Source organism: Ruegeria sp. AM4, from assembly GCF_056540665.1.
Genome location: NZ_JBQFXD010000001.1, coordinates 442,619 through 459,282 on the forward strand (window position 1 = coordinate 442,619; position 16,664 = coordinate 459,282).

At 59.5% G+C, this 16,664-nt stretch carries 16 protein-coding genes and 1 pseudogene; 8 read left to right on the forward strand and 9 right to left on the reverse strand.

The features are described from left to right. Positions 1-69: 69 nt before the first annotated feature. The 5 genes from ACR0JA_RS02145 (at position 70) to ACR0JA_RS02165 (ending at position 6,007) form a co-directional block, all read left to right on the forward strand. Positions 70-1,038: an XdhC family protein gene (locus tag ACR0JA_RS02145; RefSeq protein WP_480569327.1), complete on the forward strand. Its 969-nt coding sequence runs from the start codon at positions 70-72 to the stop codon at positions 1,036-1,038. Then, the gene (locus tag ACR0JA_RS02150; protein ID WP_480569330.1) at positions 1,035-2,036 is read left to right on the forward strand and encodes a molybdopterin-binding protein; all 1,002 of its coding nucleotides are present in this window, start codon (positions 1,035-1,037) and stop codon (positions 2,034-2,036) included. Before ACR0JA_RS02145 ends, ACR0JA_RS02150 begins: the two co-directional genes overlap by 4 nt. Before the next feature lie 155 nt (positions 2,037-2,191). Then, positions 2,192-2,677 (forward strand): (2Fe-2S)-binding protein, encoded by a 486-nt coding sequence (locus ACR0JA_RS02155; protein WP_480569332.1) that lies wholly within the window; start codon positions 2,192-2,194, stop codon positions 2,675-2,677. A gap of 82 nt (positions 2,678-2,759) precedes the next feature. Beyond that, on the forward strand, positions 2,760-5,120 hold the full coding sequence (locus tag ACR0JA_RS02160) for a xanthine dehydrogenase family protein molybdopterin-binding subunit (protein WP_480569335.1): 2,361 nt from the start codon (positions 2,760-2,762) through the stop codon (positions 5,118-5,120). Between the two features lie 95 nt (positions 5,121-5,215). After that, positions 5,216-6,007, forward strand: a complete 792-nt coding sequence (locus ACR0JA_RS02165) for an FAD binding domain-containing protein (RefSeq protein WP_480569338.1) — start codon at positions 5,216-5,218, stop codon at positions 6,005-6,007. A 23-nt stretch (positions 6,008-6,030) separates the two neighbouring features. Here ACR0JA_RS02165 and ACR0JA_RS02170 read toward each other — a convergent pair whose 3' ends face one another. After that, positions 6,031-6,936, reverse strand: a complete 906-nt coding sequence (locus ACR0JA_RS02170) for a MurR/RpiR family transcriptional regulator (RefSeq protein ID WP_480569341.1) — start codon at positions 6,934-6,936, stop codon at positions 6,031-6,033. Between the two features lie 89 nt (positions 6,937-7,025). On the opposite strand from ACR0JA_RS02170, the gene ACR0JA_RS02175 reads away from it, so the two are divergent. Both ACR0JA_RS02175 and ACR0JA_RS02180 read left to right on the forward strand, forming a co-directional pair. Further along, positions 7,026-7,808, forward strand: coding sequence for a beta-keto acid cleavage family enzyme (locus ACR0JA_RS02175; RefSeq protein ID WP_480569344.1), 783 nt, complete (start codon positions 7,026-7,028; stop codon positions 7,806-7,808). Then, positions 7,805-9,121, forward strand: a complete 1,317-nt coding sequence (locus ACR0JA_RS02180; protein WP_480569347.1) for an aspartate aminotransferase family protein — start codon at positions 7,805-7,807, stop codon at positions 9,119-9,121. The genes ACR0JA_RS02175 and ACR0JA_RS02180 overlap by 4 nt, the downstream gene beginning before the upstream one ends. 55 nt (positions 9,122-9,176) lie before the next feature. On the opposite strand, the gene infC is transcribed toward ACR0JA_RS02180, so the two are convergent. The 7 genes and pseudogenes from infC to cobA form a co-directional block, all read right to left on the reverse strand. Continuing rightward, positions 9,177-9,767, reverse strand: a complete 591-nt coding sequence (infC, locus tag ACR0JA_RS02185; protein ID WP_480571111.1) for a translation initiation factor IF-3 — start codon at positions 9,765-9,767, stop codon at positions 9,177-9,179. 117 nt (positions 9,768-9,884) lie between these two features. Next, a complete protein-coding gene (locus ACR0JA_RS02190; RefSeq protein WP_480569349.1) occupies positions 9,885-10,718 on the reverse strand; it encodes a ferredoxin--NADP reductase in 834 nt (277 codons plus the stop codon). Positions 10,719-10,825: 107 nt separating this feature from the next. Continuing rightward, entirely contained in the window at positions 10,826-11,233 is a 408-nt protein-coding gene (locus ACR0JA_RS02195; RefSeq protein WP_480569352.1) for a DUF934 domain-containing protein, read from the reverse strand. Continuing rightward, positions 11,230-11,991, reverse strand: coding sequence for a phosphoadenylyl-sulfate reductase (locus ACR0JA_RS02200; RefSeq protein WP_480569355.1), 762 nt, complete (start codon positions 11,989-11,991; stop codon positions 11,230-11,232). The genes ACR0JA_RS02195 and ACR0JA_RS02200 overlap by 4 nt, the downstream gene beginning before the upstream one ends. After that, on the reverse strand, positions 11,981-13,645 hold the full coding sequence (locus ACR0JA_RS02205; RefSeq protein ID WP_480569357.1) for a nitrite/sulfite reductase: 1,665 nt from the start codon (positions 13,643-13,645) through the stop codon (positions 11,981-11,983). The genes ACR0JA_RS02200 and ACR0JA_RS02205 overlap by 11 nt, the downstream gene beginning before the upstream one ends. Before the next feature lie 67 nt (positions 13,646-13,712). Beyond that, positions 13,713-14,027, reverse strand: a complete 315-nt coding sequence (locus ACR0JA_RS02210; RefSeq protein WP_480569360.1) for a DUF2849 domain-containing protein — start codon at positions 14,025-14,027, stop codon at positions 13,713-13,715. Next, positions 14,027-14,773 (reverse strand): annotated as a pseudogene (cobA, locus tag ACR0JA_RS02215) (uroporphyrinogen-III C-methyltransferase); the annotation flags it as partial. The gene ACR0JA_RS02210 and the pseudogene cobA, both read right to left, overlap by 1 nt. Positions 14,774-14,947: 174 nt before the next feature. Here cobA and ACR0JA_RS02220 point away from each other — a divergent pair. Beyond that, positions 14,948-15,427: an Lrp/AsnC family transcriptional regulator gene (locus tag ACR0JA_RS02220; protein WP_480569363.1), complete on the forward strand. Its 480-nt coding sequence runs from the start codon at positions 14,948-14,950 to the stop codon at positions 15,425-15,427. Here ACR0JA_RS02220 and ACR0JA_RS02225 read toward each other — a convergent pair. Continuing rightward, the gene (locus tag ACR0JA_RS02225; RefSeq protein WP_480569365.1) at positions 15,424-16,623 is read right to left on the reverse strand and encodes a cytochrome P450; all 1,200 of its coding nucleotides are present in this window, start codon (positions 16,621-16,623) and stop codon (positions 15,424-15,426) included. The two genes, ACR0JA_RS02220 and ACR0JA_RS02225, sit on opposite strands and share 4 nt — an antisense overlap. Positions 16,624-16,664: the final 41 nt, after the last annotated feature.

The following is a 16,664-nucleotide window of genomic DNA, read 5'->3' on the forward strand; positions in this document are numbered from 1 at the left end:
ATACGAAAGGGCCGCTTTTCATTGCCACAAAGCTCCCTATGTTTGATTGCAACACCGTCAGAGGTCTCGATGAACAGATTCGACAGCAGCCCGGAAACCGCGCTAGATTGGTATCGCAACGGCAAAGGGGCAGCCCTTGCCACCGTTGTGCAGACCTGGGGCAGCGCCCCTCGGCGTGTGGGCTCGCAACTTGTGATTGGGGCGGATGCGCAGATCGAAGGTTCGGTGTCGGGCGGGTGCGTCGAAGGGGCAGTGATCGTCGAGGCACTGGAAGCGATCGAAGAAGGTGAGGCACGTCTGCTGGAATTTGGTGTCAGCGACGAAGACGCCTTTGCTGTGGGTCTGGCCTGTGGCGGTACCATTCGGGTGCTGGTCGAGCCGGTGGGCAAGGTGCTGCCCGAGGCGATGCTGGCCGAACTGGTCGCTGCCAGGGCTGAACGTCAGCCAATTGCCTACGAGGTCAATGTCGAAACCGGCCACCGTGCCCTGCGCCGCAATGCCTATGCCGACCGCCTGCGGATGGACCGGTCGGGCTTTGAGGACGATGGTCAAACTTTCGTGGCGGTCCATAACCCTCCGTTGCGGCTGATCGTCGTCGGCGCAGTTCACATCGCTCAGGCGCTGGTGCCGATGGCGCGCATTGCAGGCTATGATCCGGTCATTGTGGACCCGCGCGAAACCTTTGCTTCAGCCGCGCGCTTTCCGGGGGAAAAGATTCTCACTGACTGGCCTGACGAAGCCGTGGCACAACTGGGATTGGATTCGCGTACAGCGCTGGTTCTGCTGACGCATGACCCTAAACTGGACGACCCCGCATTGCAGGCCGCCCTGAATGCCAACGTGTTCTACCTCGGCGCGCTGGGGTCTACCCGCACCCACGCCAAACGGATCGAACGTATGGCAGAGGCCGGATTCACCGACGCGGAAATCGCCCGGATACACGGCCCGATTGGTTTGGATATCGGCGCAGCGGATCCATCCGAGATCGCGGTCGCGATTCTGGCGCAGATGACCGCCGTGTTGCGGGGCAAGGCGTGAAATTCGGCGCGGTCCCGATCGCGCAAGCCGAGGGCGCGATACTGGCGCATTCGGTCAAGCTGGGCGATCGTAAGTTGCGCAAAGGTTTATCGCTGACGGGTGAGCACATCGCGTTGATGGGGCAGGCTGGCCTGACCGAGATCACCGTCGCGCGGCTGGAGACCGGCGATTGTCACGAAGATGAGGCCGCCCAACGTCTGGCTTCCGCATTGGTGCCGGATCCCTCTGCGGCCAACCTGCGCGTGACCGAAGCCTTTACCGGACGTGTGAACCTGCTGGCAGAGGGGCCCGGCGTGGTCGTGCTGGATGTCGCTGCTTTGGAAGAGTTCAACCGCGTCAACCCGATGATCACCGTCGCTACAGTTCCGCAACATCAGCAGATGAGCGCAGGCGGTATGGTGGCAACGATCAAGGTGATCTCGTACGCGGTGCCCGGCGCCGACGTATCACGGGCGGCAGAGCTGGCACGCGCCGCGATCCGGCTTGCAACGCCCGTGGTCAAGTCTGCGGGTCTGGTTGTCACGGATATTCCCGGTGGTCCGCCCAATGAAAAGGGTATCGCTGCGATCAGGGGTCGAATTGAGGCGCTGGGGATGCACCTGACGGATGTAAAGGTCGTTGCGCATCGCTCCGAAGTTCTTGCGCGGGCGCTGACTTCTCTCCAGGGCGAGGTGGCGATGATATTGACCGGATCGGCGACCTCGGACCCGCACGATGTCGCGCCCGAGGCAGTACGCATCGCTGGCGGCAAGGTCGACCGATTTGGGATGCCGGTCGACCCCGGAAACCTGCTGTTTCTGGGATCGTTGCAGAACCGTTCCGTGATCGGTCTGCCCGGTTGCGCTCGGTCGCCGGCGCTGAATGGGGCGGATTGGGTTTTGTCCCGAGTCGTGTGCGGGATCGAAACCTCGGGCGATGACATTTCAGCGATGGGTGTCGGTGGGCTGCTCAAGGAAATTCCGTCCAGACCGCAGCCGCGCGCCAGAAAACGCATATGACGCAACGGCACTTTTGCCCTTTGTGCCAATCAGTACATGTTCTGAGTGTTTGACCGGGAAGCTGCGGAAATCCCGGACAAAAAATTTGTTCTCAAAGAATAATTACCGTGTTTAACTCGACCCCAAGGGAGAAACACAAAAATCGGGAGGAGCTTATGACACAGGTCTCAATGACCGTGAACGGGAAATCCGTGAGCGGTGATGTCGAGGGCCGGACATTGCTGACCAGCTTTCTGCGGGATCACCTGTCGCTGACGGGAACGCATGTGGGATGCGATACAGCGCAATGTGGGGCGTGCGTTGTCCATGTGAATGGGCAGGCGGTCAAATCCTGCAACATGCTGGCCCTTGAGGCCGATGGCGCGGATGTGGGCACGATCGAGGGGCAGGCGAATGCTGATGGCTCACTGAACGTAATCCAGCAGGCATTTCAGGATCACCACGGGCTGCAATGCGGGTTCTGTACCCCGGGCATGGTGATGAGTGCTGCGGCATTGCTGAAAGACAATCCGCGCCCGACCGAAGCCGAGATCCGCAAATATCTGGAAGGCAACCTGTGCCGCTGCACCGGCTACCACAACATCGTCAAGGCGATCATGGCCGCATCGGGCCAGGACACCAGCAGCATCGCTGCCGAATGATGCCACTGCGGGCGTAAGAGGAGAGACGCCCGTGGGATGAAAAAGGGTGCATCAGCATCCGTTTATGGGAGGAGAACAAGCAATGCCCAAAGACAGTGGCATCGGAGCCAGTTCCAAGCGGCGCGAGGACGTGCGCTTTCTGACCGGAGCGGGCAATTACACCGACGACATCAACGTACATGGCCAGGCCTATGTACATTTTCTGCGATCAGATATTGCGCATGGACGGATCAATTCCGTGGATACAGCGGCCGCCGAGGCCATGCCCGGCGTGGTCAAAGTTTTCACCGGCAAGGATTTCGAAGGCGTGGGCGGCATGCCCTGCGGCTGGGAGGTGACCGACAAGCACGGCGCACCCATGCAAGAGCCGCCGCATCCGATACTGGCTCAGGGTAAGGTGCGCCATGTGGGCGATCCGATTGCCGCCGTCGTGGCCGACAGTCTGGAACAGGCCCGCGACGCGGCTGAGGCAATCGAGGTCGACATCGAAGAACTGACCGCTGTGATCGATATGAAGGCTGCGGCGCAGGATGGCGCGACGCTGGTCCACGACGATCTGAAGAATAACATCTGCTATGACTGGCAGTTGGGTGAGGCCGACGATGCCAAGGTCAATGAGGTGTTTGCCAATGCGGCGCATGTCACGACGCTGGATCTGGTGAACAACCGTCTGGTCGCAAACCCGATGGAGCCGCGGGTGGCGGTGGCCGAATACGCCCGCGCAACCGAGGAATATACGCTATACACCACGTCGCAGAACCCGCATGTGATCCGGTTGCTGATGTGTGCCTTTGTGTTGGGCCTGCCCGAGCACAAGGTCCGCGTCGTCGCGCCGGATGTGGGCGGTGGATTTGGCACAAAGATTTTCCACTATGCGGAAGAGGCGTTCTGCACCTTCGCCGCCAAGGCGTGTGGCCGTCCGGTCAAATGGACCTCAAGCCGGTCCGAGGCATTCATGTCGGATGCCCATGGCCGCGATCATGTCAGCAAGATCGAATTGGCGCTGGATGCGGACAATAACTTCATCGGTCTGCGGACGAATACTTACGCCAATCTGGGTGCGTATCTGTCGACTTTCTCCAGTTCGGTACCAACCTGGCTGCATGGCACGCTGATGGCGGGCAACTACAAGACGCCGGTCATTCAGGTGAATGTGAAGGCGATGTTCACCAACACGGTGCCAGTTGATGCCTATCGTGGCGCAGGTCGTCCCGAGGCGACGTTCCAACTGGAACGCGTGGTCGACAAGGCCGCGCGCGAGCTTGGGGTCGATCCGATCGCGTTGCGTCGTCAGAACTTTATCACACAGTTCCCATACGACACGCCAGTGGCTCTGACCTATGACACCGGCAACTACAATGGGACAATGGACAAGCTTGAAGCCGCTGCAGATATGGCTGGCTTTGCCGCGCGTCGTGCGCAAAGCGAGGCGAATGGGAAACTGCGCGGTCTCGGCATAAATTGCTATATCGAAGCTTGTGGCATTGCGCCCTCGAACATCGTCGGAATGCTGGGCGCGCGCGCGGGGCTCTATGATGCAGCGACGGTGCGGGTGAACGCGACCGGTTCGATCAGTGTCATGGTTGGTGCACATAGCCACGGGCAGGGGCATGAGACCGCCTTTCCGCAGGTTGTGGCCGACATGATCGGCATCGATGAATCAATGGTTGAGATCGTGCATGGCGACACCTCGAAAATTCCGTTTGGCATGGGCACCTATGGCTCGCGCTCGCTGGCGGTCTGTGGCTCGGCTATGGTCAAGGCGACCGAAAAGGTGATCGAAAAGGCCAAGCGGATTGCAGCCCACCTGCTGGAAGCGTCCGAGGCGGATATCGAGTTGAAGGACGGTCAGTTCAGCGTTGCCGGCACCGACAAGTCGGTGGCCTGGGGCGACGTGACCCTGACGGCCTATGTGCCGCATAACTATCCGCTGGAGGTCGAGCCAGGGCTGGAGGAAACCGCGTTCTATGACCCGGCCAACTTCACCTTCCCGGCAGGGGCCTATGCCTGCGAGGTAGAGGTTGATCCGGAAACCGGTCAGGTCAGCATCGAGAAGTTCACGGCGGCGGATGACTTTGGCAACATCATCAATCCGATGATCGTGGATGGTCAGGTGCATGGCGGTATCGGTCAGGGTATCGGTCAGGCTCTGCTGGAGAACTGCGCCTATGACGAAAACGGCCAGCTGCTGAGCGCGTCCTATATGGATTATGCGATGCCGCGTGCGGACGATGTGCCGTTCTATGCCGTGGACCATTCCAGCCAGACCCCCTGTACACACAATCCGCTAGGCGTGAAGGGCTGTGGCGAGGCTGGTGCGATTGGATCGCCACCTGCGGTGGTCAATGCGGTTCTGGACGCGCTGAACTCGGGCGGCAAGGCGGTGGATCACATCGACATGCCGGTGAGCCCGTCGCGCGTCTGGGCGGCGATGAATGGTTGAGGCGTTGGCGTGCGAGGGGCCAGCCCCTCGCGCTCCCCGGAGTATTTCCAAAAAGATGAAGGGCGGATCGGTGCCTTTCGGAAAGGAAGAGCGAAATGTACAATTTCGAGTTTGAGAAACCCTCGACCATAGCTGACGCGGTTGCGGCGTTAGGCGGCGAGGATGCGCAGGCGTTGGGGGGCGGGCAGACCCTGATCCCGACATTGAAGCAGCGATTGGCGGCACCGTCTTCGCTGGTGTCCCTTGGTGGGATTCCCGAGATGCAGGGCGTATGTATCGAGGATGACGGTTCGGTTTCGATCGGCGGTGCGACGACCCATGCGTCGGTCGCGTCTGAGGCTGCTGCCAGCTATCCGGCGCTGGCGGCGCTGGCCGGTCAGATCGGTGATCCTGCGGTGCGCAACCGGGGCACCATTGGCGGGTCGATTGCCAACAACGATCCGGCGGCCTGTTATCCGGCAGCCGCGCTGGGGTCAGGGGCGGTTATTCGGACCAATAGCCGCGAGATCGCGGCGGATGACTTTTTTGAGGGAATGTTCAGCACCGCACTCGATGAGGGTGAGATTATCACCACTGTCCGGTTTCCAGTGCCGCAGACGGCAAGTTATCAGAAATTCCTGCAACCGGCCTCGCGTTTTGCGCTTGTCGGTGTGTTTCTGGCGCGGTTCGCGGGTGGTGTTCGTGTAGCGGTCACCGGTGCAAGCGAGGACGGCGTATTCCGCTGGACCGAGGCTGAGCAAGCGCTGAGCAACGCTTTTGGCCCTGATGCCCTGATGGATTTGCACGTAAACCCGATGAACATGATCGCGGATCTGCATGGTAGCAAGGACTATCGCGCACATCTGGTCAGCGTCATGACCAAACGGGCTGTTCAGGCCTGTATGTGATGTCTTTTGCAGACCTCTGGCACTTAGCCGGGGGTTTTCCTGATCTTAGGTGGTCTTGACGGTTGCCAATAGGCTCCGCTGTCTTCGCGCGCCTTCAGATGGCGTTCGGCCCGTTGGCGCGCGGTTGGGCCGCCAGATGTCGTGATGTGTCCCAGCAGACATTCCAGCACCGCCATCGCACCGGAAAAACTGGAGAAATGGTGCAGCGACCGCGTGCTGATCGGCAGGATCACGTCGGGCGAAAGGCCCGGTGCGATCACGTCGCTGTCGGAAAGCAGGACGATCGCAAGGCCCTGTTCCTGCCCAAAGCGTATGGCTTGAATGGTGTCGGCAGAATAGGGGTGAACAGTTATTGCGAACAGGCAATCCGCATCGTCTGCATCCAGCAGATCGTCCGCAGCTGTTCCCACATGCCGCGGAATGAGTTGAAGGCCGGGATGCGCCATGCGCCCGGCATAGTGAAAATAGTAGGCGAGCGCGTAGCTTGCGCGCGAGGCGGTGATGAAACAGCTTTTTGACCCCATAATGAGTTGGGTTGCCTGTTTGACCTTGCCCGGCTCGAGCATGCGAAGCGATCGGGTCACCACGTTCAGTTCATTCCTTGCGTGGTTCGCCTGCGCAACACCAAGGGTATCTTCCTGCCGCATACTGTTCAGCCAGTCCTGATTAAGCCGGTCCTCACCGTCAGTAACCAGCGCGTCACGAAAGGGAAGGCGAAAGGCGTCATACCCGTCGAACCCCATGCGCTGCGCGAGGCGAACCAGAACATTTGAACTGACGCCAATTTTTCCAGCCGTTACGCGAATGGGGTCGAGGCCGAAATCGCCCGGGTGATCGATGATGTACTTCGCTGCTGCCTGCAATTGGGACGGCATCGCGTCGATCCCGCGGCGCAGGCGATCGGTCAATTGATTTAGGCGTTGTGTCATGTGGGTAAAAAAACAAATGTTCTGAAAATAACAAGTTGAAAACGCTCTGCGAGCGAGTAGATCGGTTTCAGATCTAGAAAGAACTTCACATGACCGATTTGAATGACACTCAAGGTATCAAGACGCGGCCCGCGTACGTTCTGGTTGCCCCGAATGGCGCAAGGCGCGGGCGCAAAGATCACCCGGAATTACCGGTGACAACCACGCAAATTGTAGCCACTGCAGATGCTTGTCATGCAGCAGGGGCGCAGGGCATACATCTGCACGTGCGCGATGATCAGGGGCAGCATTCGCTGGACGCCGGGCGCTATCTTGAAACGATCGCTGAATTGCGTCGCGTGGTTCCGACGATGGACGTGCAGATCACGACCGAAGCCGCTGGTGTGTTCGACGTTGACGCTCAATTTACCTGCCTTAAGACTGTGCAGCCGAGTTGGGCGTCGATTTCTGTGCGTGAGATTGCGCGGCGACCCGAACTTGCCGCGCGCGTGTATGCGCTGTGCGAGGATCAGGGCACGCGTGTGCAGCATATCCTGTATGATGCGACCGACGCCGAATTGTTGGCGCAGTGGCGCAAAGATGGGGTTGTCGCACCGTCTCAGGTGGATCGCTTATTGGTTCTGGGGCGCTATGCCGAGGGGCAGGAATCGGCGCCAGAGGATCTGGATCGATTTCCGGCAGAGGCCTCGCCCTGGATGGTCTGTGCTTTTGGGTCGCAGGAACATGTCTGTCTGCACCGGGCGGCGCAGCAAGGCGCAGATGTCCGGGTCGGGTTTGAAAACAGCCTGACCGGCCCAGATGGACAGCAATGGGCAGATAATGCCGCGTCGGTCGCGGCCTTGGTGGCCCGGATGAAAAGGAAGCCAGAATGAGTCACGTTTTTCCACGCCATGCCAAATCGAACCTGCCTGTCGCAGCTGGAGGGGATGGGTGTTACCTGATCGACGATCAGGGTCGTCGGTTTCTGGATTGCGGCGATGCGGCGGTCTCGTGCCTGGGGCATTCGAACCCGGCCGTCATCCAAGCCGTTCAGGAGCAAGTTGAAAAGATCGCATTTGCGCATACCGGGTTCATGACCTCAGAACCGGCCGAGGCGCTGGCCGGTCTGTTGATCGAACATGCGCCCGGAGATCTCGATCGGGTTTATTTCGTCTCGGGCGGGTCCGAGGCGACTGAGGCGGCCATCAAACTGGCGCGGCAATATTATCTTGAAATCGGACAGCCCGAGCGGCGGCATGTGATTGCACGGCGTCAAAGCTATCACGGCAATACTCTGGGCGCGCTGTCTGCCGGGGGCAATGCGTGGCGGCGGGCGCAGTTTGCACCGATGCTGATTGAAATGACCCATATCGCCGCTTGCTATGAATACGCTGAAAAACCGGATGACGAGAGCAGCTTTGACTATGGCCAGCGCGTTGCAAACGAGTTGGAGACCGAGATTTTGCGCTTGGGCCCCGACACGGTCATGGCATTCATGGCAGAACCGGTTGTTGGGGCGACTCTAGGGGCGGTTCCGGCGGTCGGGGGGTATTTCAATCGTATCCGTGAAATCTGTGACCAGTACGGGGTCTTGCTGATTTTGGACGAGGTCATGTGCGGCATGGGACGCACGGGGCATTTGTTCGCCTGTGACCATGACGGCGTCTCGCCGGATATTTTGTGTATCGCCAAAGGGTTGGGGGCTGGTTACCAGCCGATCGGCGCGATGCTTTGTACGGATGCAATCTATGACGCCATTCGCGATGGGTCGGGATTTTTTCAGCATGGGCATACCTATATCGGCCACCCGGTTGCCACCGCAGCGGCGTTGGCGGTCGTTACGGAGCTGACCGAAAAGAACCTGCCAGCTCGTGCAGGCGCGATGGGGCAGAAATTACAGTCCGCGCTTGAAGCCGCCTTTGGGCAACATCCCAATGTCGGCGACATTCGGGGGCGGGGCTTGTTCCGGGGGATCGAACTTGTCGCGGATCGGGATAGCAAAACGCCGTTTGACCCGGCAAAAGGCGTGGCTGGTCGCATCAAAAAAGCCGCTTTGGATGAGGGACTGATCTGTTATCCGATGTCCGGAACGCGGGATGGCAAAAACGGTGATCACATTCTTTTGGCACCACCGTTCATCATCGAAGACGAGCAGATAGATGAGTTGGTGACCAAGTTGAAGCGTGCATTAGATGCTGTGATCTAACGAAAAAGGGCTCCTGCCAAACGGCGGAGCCCTTTTGCAATGAATGCTGATCGATTTACTTCTGAGGAAGCGGGCCGATCATCATGATCATCTGTCGACCTTCCATCTTGGGCATGTTCTCGACCTTGCCCAAATCCTTGATGTCTTCGGCCACACGCTCCAGCAGCTCACGGCCCAGGTTTTGGTGCGCCATCTCACGACCGCGGAAGCGCAGGGTGACTTTGACCTTGTCGCCTTTTTCCAGAAACTTGAAGACGTTCTTCATCTTGACGTCATAGTCATGGGTGTCGGTGTTGGGCCGGAACTTGACCTCTTTCACCTCGATGACTTTCTGTTTCTTGCGCGCTTCGCTTTCGCGTTTCTGCTGTTCGTATTTGAACTTGCCGAAATCCATGATCTTGCAGACCGGCGGGTTCGCGTTTGGCGAAATCTCAACCAGATCGAGGCCGGCATCAGCGGCGAGTTGCATGGCTTTGGCGGGATGAACCACCCCGACATTGTCACCATCGGCGCCGATCAGGCGAATTTCGGGGGCACGGATTTTATCATTTACGCGCGGTCCGGTATCTCTCTGCGGTGGCGCGTTATGGGGTCTGCGGGCTATGGGTTCATTCCTTTGATGATTGCAGAATTTCGAGCCCGGAATTTAGACCGCCACGCGCGCTGATTCAAGCGGCATAACGGCCAGATAGCCCGAAATTCCCGGGTTTTGTCAGGGGTTTTGCGGTGGCCGGACCAATTTGAGCCCAGCCACAGAGCCCCTTCAGCCGACAAAGGCTTTTTCGACCACGAATTCCTTGGGTTCGGAATTTGCACCTTCGCGCAGGCCGAAACCTTCGAGAATCTCTTTGATGTCGTGGTTGAAGGCCAGCGAACCGCAAACCATTGCGCGATCCGTATCCGCCTTGATGCCACCCTCGATCCCCAGATCGGTGAACACGGTACCATCTTTCAACAGCTCGGTGATGCGGCCCATCTTGGGACTGTCCTCCCGGGTTGTCGTCGGGTAATAGCGGATCTTGTCGGCGAAACCTTCGCCCATCAGTTCGGCCAGCAGTTCATCCTGACGGATATTGTCGATCAACTGACGGCCATATTCCAGTTCCGCCACTTCGCGGCAGGTGTGGGTGATGATGACCTCGTCGTAATCCTCATAAGTCTGCGGTTCGCGCAGCAGCGAGGCAAAGGGGGCAAAGCCGGTGCCGGTGGCAAAGAACCACAGGCGTTTGCCGGGCAGCAGGGCGTCATGCACCAGCGTTCCGACCGGCTTGGGCCGCAGAATGATCTGATCCCCGGGTTTGATGTGCTGCAATTTCGAGGTCAGCGGGCCATCTTGAACCTTGATCGAGTAGAACTCGAGCTCTTCGTCCCAGGACGGCGAGGCGATCGAGTAGGCGCGCAGCAGCGGCTTGCCGTTGTCACCCAGCAGTCCGATCATCACGAACTCGCCCGAGCGGAACCGCAAGGATGCGGGGCGCGACACCTTGAAGGAAAACAGGCTGTCGGTCCAGTGTTTGACGTCCGTCACGGTCTGGGCGTCGGGCAGGACGGGGGCCTTTACGGCGGTTGCTTCGGTCACGGATTTCATCTCTGTCATCGTTTCACTGCCGGTCTGCTTAACCGACATCTCCGTTTAATCTTTGATCCAGGTCAGGAAAAGGGGCAGATTGCCCCTTTCGTGTCACAAGCTGGCGATTGGCGGGATCAGCCGCGCAAGCGGGCCTGATAGTTGTGTTCTTTCCAGTCGGCGCGGGCAAGCCACTGATCCTCGGGCTGGCGGTCGGCCAGCGCGTGGTCAATTTCGACTTCGTCGAACCCGCTGCGTCGCGCCATGGCGTATTGGTCGGCAAGCACGTGCCCTTTGGCGCGCAGGCGGCCGGTATAACCCTTGAGCCGCAAAACCCGCGCAATGGTAAAGCCACGGCCATCGGCTGATGACGGGAAATCCACCCGCACCATCTGGGCACTGCCCAGGCGGTCAATCAACTCGTCAGGGTCGGTATCCGAAGCCACATCCAGCGCGACCACATCATTGGCGGCATCTTCCAGCGTGACATAGCCGTCGGTCCAGTCATCGGGGGCAAACCCCTCATCCGTTACGATTACGTTCATGTTTTCTCTCCGGCGCGCACCATCTTGCCATCGACAAAATGAATGCCGCATTCTTCTTTGTTCTGATCGCGCCAACGTCCGGCGCGGGGGTCTTCGCCCTCTTTGACCGGCGAGGTGCAGGGCGCACAGCCGATCGAAGGGTATCCTTTGGCCACCAGCGGGTGCCGGGGCAGGTTGTTCTCGTCCATATAAGTGCGCACGTCTTCGGGCGCCCAATGAGCCAGCGGGTTGACCTTGATCCGGCCGGTACCGTCCTCGACCTCAAAGAACTCGAGCGCGGCGCGGGTGCCGGACTGGAACCGTTTGCGGCCGGTCACCCAACCTTCATACCCCGCCAGTGCCTTTTGCAGCGGGAAGGTTTTGCGCAGGTTGCAGCACGCATCCGTATCACGCAGTTGCAGCGCGCCGTAAGGGTCGTCGCGTTCGATATCTTCATCCTCGGCGCGGATGATGTGAACATTCTTGAGGCCCAGACGCTCGCTCACATCTTGCTGATACTCCAGCGTTTCCGTGAACAGCATTTGCGTGTCCACGAACAGTACAGGGGTCATCTTGTCGACAACCGCTGCCATGTGCAGCAACACAACCGATTCCGCCCCAAAGCTTGAGACCAGAGCAAGCGCGTCGATCTCTTCAATGGCACCGTGCATCACATCGTGGGCGCTGTGATGGCGGAACCGGGCATTCAGCGCCTCGACCCGTTCGGTCAATTCTGCGCGGTCTTTACCCAGTTCCGTCTGGATCAGATCAAGCGGCATTCGCCTGCGCCTCGGGGTAGAGAGCGGCCTTGAAGGGGGCCATGCCAACACGGCGGTAGGTCTCCAAAAAGGTCTCTTCGGCGCTTTCGCGTTGCACCAGATAGGTGTCGACGATGCGTTCGACGGCGGGCACGATTTCGTCATAGGCAAAGCCCGGTCCCGTGCGGTCACCGACAGCTGCGGTTTCAGTCGCGTCACCGCCCAGCGTGATCTGGTAGTTTTCGACGCCTGCGCGGTCCAGACCCAGAATGCCGATATGTCCGACATGGTGGTGTCCACATGCGTTAATGCAGCCCGAAATCTTGATCTTCAGGTGACCGATATCATGCTCAAGCTTCAGCTCATCGAAACGGGTCGCGATTTCCTGCGCGACCGGGATCGAACGCGCCGTCGCCAGCGCGCAGTAATCCATGCCGGGGCAAGCGATGATATCACTGATCAAACCGATATTGGCGGTGGCCAGTTCGTATTCCTTCAGCTTGGCATGGATCGCGGGCAGGTCCGATTTGTGGACATGCGGCAGGATCACGTTCTGCTCATGGCTGATACGCAGCTCGTCATAGGCGAACTCTTCGGCCAGATCGGCCATGACGCGCATCTGCTCGGCAGTTGCATCACCCGGCGTCTGGCCGTGCTTCTTGATCGAGATCGTCACGATCGCATGGTCCGCATCCTTGTGCGGCGCGATGTTGGTGTCGACCCAAGACCGGAAGACCGGATCGTTGGTATAGGCGCTTTCGAACGACGCAACCGAACCTTCGCGGAAGGCGGGGGGCGCAAAGTGACCCTTGATCTCTTCCAGCAGGTTCATGTCTGCGCCCTTGAACTGCGGGCGGACCTGCAGGAAGCGCTCGTTCACCTTGGCGCGGATAGCGTCGATGCCATGCTCATGCACGGTGATCTTGATACGTGCCTTGTACTTATTGTCGCGGCGTCCGATCTGGTTCCACACGGAGACGGTGGCTTCCAGATACGCCAACAGATCGTCAAAGGCGACGAATTCAGACAGCTCTTTGCCGATCATTGGCGTGCGGCCGAGGCCGCCACCGACGATGACGCGAGCGCCCAACACGCCGTCACGCTCGACCAGTTGCAGGCCAATATCATGCGCCTTGATCACGGCGCGGTCATTTTCGCTGCCGGTGATCGCGATCTTGAACTTGCGCGGCATGAACTGGAATTCCGGGTGGTCAGTCGACCACTGGCGCAGCAGTTCCGCATAGGGGCGCGGGTCTGCGACCTCATCCGCGGCGGCACCGGCGAAGTGGTCGGCGGTCACGTTGCGGATGGTGTTGCCCGAGGTCTGGATGGCGTGCATGCCAACTTCGGCCAGCGCGTCCAGCATGTCCGGCACGTCATTCAGTTTCGGCCAGTTATATTGGATGTTCTGGCGGGTGGTGAAGTGGCCATAGCCCTTGTCCCACTTTTCCGCCAGCAGGGCGAGCTGACGCATCTGCGCACTGGACAGCGTGCCGTAGGGAATGGCAACCCGCAGCATGTAGGCGTGCAGTTGCAGGTACAGGCCGTTCATCAGCCGCAGGGGTTTGAATTCATCTTCGGTCAGTGAACCGTCAATACGGCGCTCGACCTGCGCACGGAACTGGGCGTTGCGTTCTGCCAGGAATGCTGTGTCGAACTCGGAGTAGCGATACATGTCTAGCTGTCCTTAATTGCAGCCCCGAACCAAAAGGGGCCTTGATGGGGAGATAGAGGGCCAGTGATCAGGCCCGGGGCTGCGGGGAGGATTCCTGTTTGCCGTGGGCATAGTTGGACGGACCAGTCCGGCGGAAATCCTCCCGAAAATGGGTGGGTTCAGGGCCGTTGTCGCCGGCGATCGCATCCGCCAGATAGGCGCCGACGATCTTGTTGGCCTGACGCGCCGCGTCCAGCAAGCGAACCTGCGCGTGTGCTTCATCGGTGATCAATTCTGCGTCGGATAGATCCCGAGACCAGCGGTCATCCTCGGTCTGATAGATCACGTCGCCTTCGAGAAGATCATTGGCGGTGACAACTTTGGGGGTAAAAGCGCGGGCCATCAGGCAAGCTCCTTGTTGAATTCTGTCGCGGCCAGGGCCGCTTCGCGCGGGGCAAGGCCGTAAAATGTCAGGGCAGGGCCGTCGAGTTCGGCGGCAGCCAAGTCGGTTGGCAACCGACCGAGGGTCGTCGCCACAACGCGTTGATCAGGGCGCGAGGCGTTTTCCACCAGTGTGACAGGTGTCGCGCGGTCGGCACCGTGCATGATCAGACGTCCCTGGATGAAGCGGGCCGATTTCTTGCCCATGTAAATCGCGGCCACCGATCCGGCCTGCGCCAGTGCGGTCCAGTCGTGATTAGCAAAGCCTTTCATGTCGTGCCCGGTCAGGAAACGCACCGACGCATTGCGGCCGCGACGGGTCAGGCTTTGGCCTATTGCGGACACGGCAGCCGAGGCAGCGGTGATGCCTGGCACGATCGACCACGAAATGCCTGCGGCCTCGACGGCCTCGATCTCTTCGTCGAGCCGGCCAAAAACCGTCGGATCACCTGATTTCAGACGAACGACGCGCTGACCCTTCAGGGCATGTTCGACCAGCAGGGCATCGATGTCGCTTTGTTTCCAGGACGGTCCAAAACCAACCTTTCCCACGTCAACCAGCGTTGCGCGCTTACCGGCCAGCAGCAGAACCTCATCGCTGATCAGTCGGTCATGCATTACGACATCGGCCTGCTCGAATGCCAGCAGGGCCTTGACGGTCAAAAGCTCTGGATCGCCGGGGCCTGCGCCGACGAAATCGACGTGGCCGGTATCACCTGTTGTTCTTGAACGCAGCATTTCTGGGTCTCGGGGTTTGTTTGACTTGCACTCCAATATAGGAAATATTCCCGCATATGCGCCATATCGCGCGGAAAATAAGAACGTTTGTTCCGGTTTTTGAGGAAAGTGGAACGACGGTTTTGAAAGATGAGGGAAATTGGAATGTCGGTGCGAATAGACGCCACAGATCAGAAAATTCTGGCCGAGCTGCAACGCGATGCCAGTCAATCGCTGGACGAAATAGCGGCTCGCGTCGGCAGTTCCAAGACGCCCGTCTGGAATCGCATTCGCAAGTTGAAAAGCGCCGGTGTCATCGGACAGCAAACCGTCTTGCTGGACGCCGAGGCGCTGGGGTTCGAGGCGACGTTCTTTGTGTTGATCCGCACATCCGAGCACGAGGCCGAATGGCAACGCAAGTTCCTGAAAGCGCTGCGTGACCGCCCCGAGGTACAGGAGGCGCACAGGTTGGCCGGGGATATCGACTATATCCTGAAAGTTAGGGTGCAGAATGCCCGCGCATACGACGCGTTTTATCAGAACCTCATCTCAGAGGTTCGGGTCCACAACGTGACAGCACTTTTGTCGATGGAAGAGATCAAGTCGACAACCATGCTGCCACTGACATCGCTGGCGGGCAGTTAAGCGTTGGCTCTGGCCCGCGTTTGAACCTCAAGCCGCGTCAGGCCGTGAAAATGGTAGCTGTCGGAATAAACGGCGGGCTGTGTCAGGCGCAAATCTGGGCATCGTTCGAACAGGATGGGCAGTGCGGCACGCATCTCCAGTCGTGCCAGCGGGGCACCGACGCAGAAATGCAGCCCGGCCCCAAAACTCGTGTTCATCGCGATCGGTCTGGTCGGATCAAACCTGTTGGGCTCTGACCAGACCGCCGGGTCGCGATTGGCCGCGCCCAGCAGTAAGGCAACCTGTTCCCCGCGCGCGAAGCGGTGGCCAAAAACATCAACCTCTTCATAGGCATAGCGGGTAAACATGTGCAACGGTGGGTCGTAGCGCAGCACCTCTTCGACCGTCTGATCAATGGTGTTTTCTGCGAGTGAAGGCATATTGCTTGAGCTGCTCAACAGCGTCTTCACCCCGTTCCCCAGACTATGCACTGTCGCCTCATGACCGGCGTTCAGCAGCAGGATGCAGGTCGAGATCAACTCGTCGCGATTCAGTTTCTCGCCATCCTGTTCGGCTTGTATCAGACGGGTGATCAGGTCGTCGCGGGGGTTCTTGCGACGCTGGTCGATATAGGCTGTCAGAAAATCGGTGAAGTCCCGCGACGCCTGCGCGGCGGCATCCTCGGTCTGACGGGTGCGACCGGTCTGATACATGGCGACCATCGCATGCGACCAGCGCAACAGATCCGGGGCCATCTCCTCGGGCACGCCTAACAGACGGCAAATGGTTATGACCGGGACCTGGGTGCAATAGGCGGAGAGTAAGTCAAATGGCGCTGTCGGGAATTCGTCGATCAGGTCGTGGCACAGCCGCGTAGTATCTGGCTCCAACGCCGCAATCGCGCGCGAAGTGAACGCCCGCAGCACAAGCGAGCGCAGCCGCGTGTGGCGAGGCGGTTCCAGTTCCAGCATGGAATGCGCTTCGACCGCCAGCCAGGGCGCCAGATGTGTCGGGCCGGGCGCGGCAAGCTCGGGCGGAACTTCGCGCCCGAACCGGCGATCTCGCAACAGTGCGTACACCGCCTGGTGCGATACCGCAGCGGCCATTCCGTAGTCCTCCCAAAAGAACAGATCGCCATGGCTGCGCGCCGCGTCGTAGAACGGGTAGGGATCCTGTACAAAAGCTGGGTCGGTCGGAGATTGCGTCAGTTTCTTCATGTGTCGCACACTTGCCATCGGGCGCAGTGAATGCAAGACCC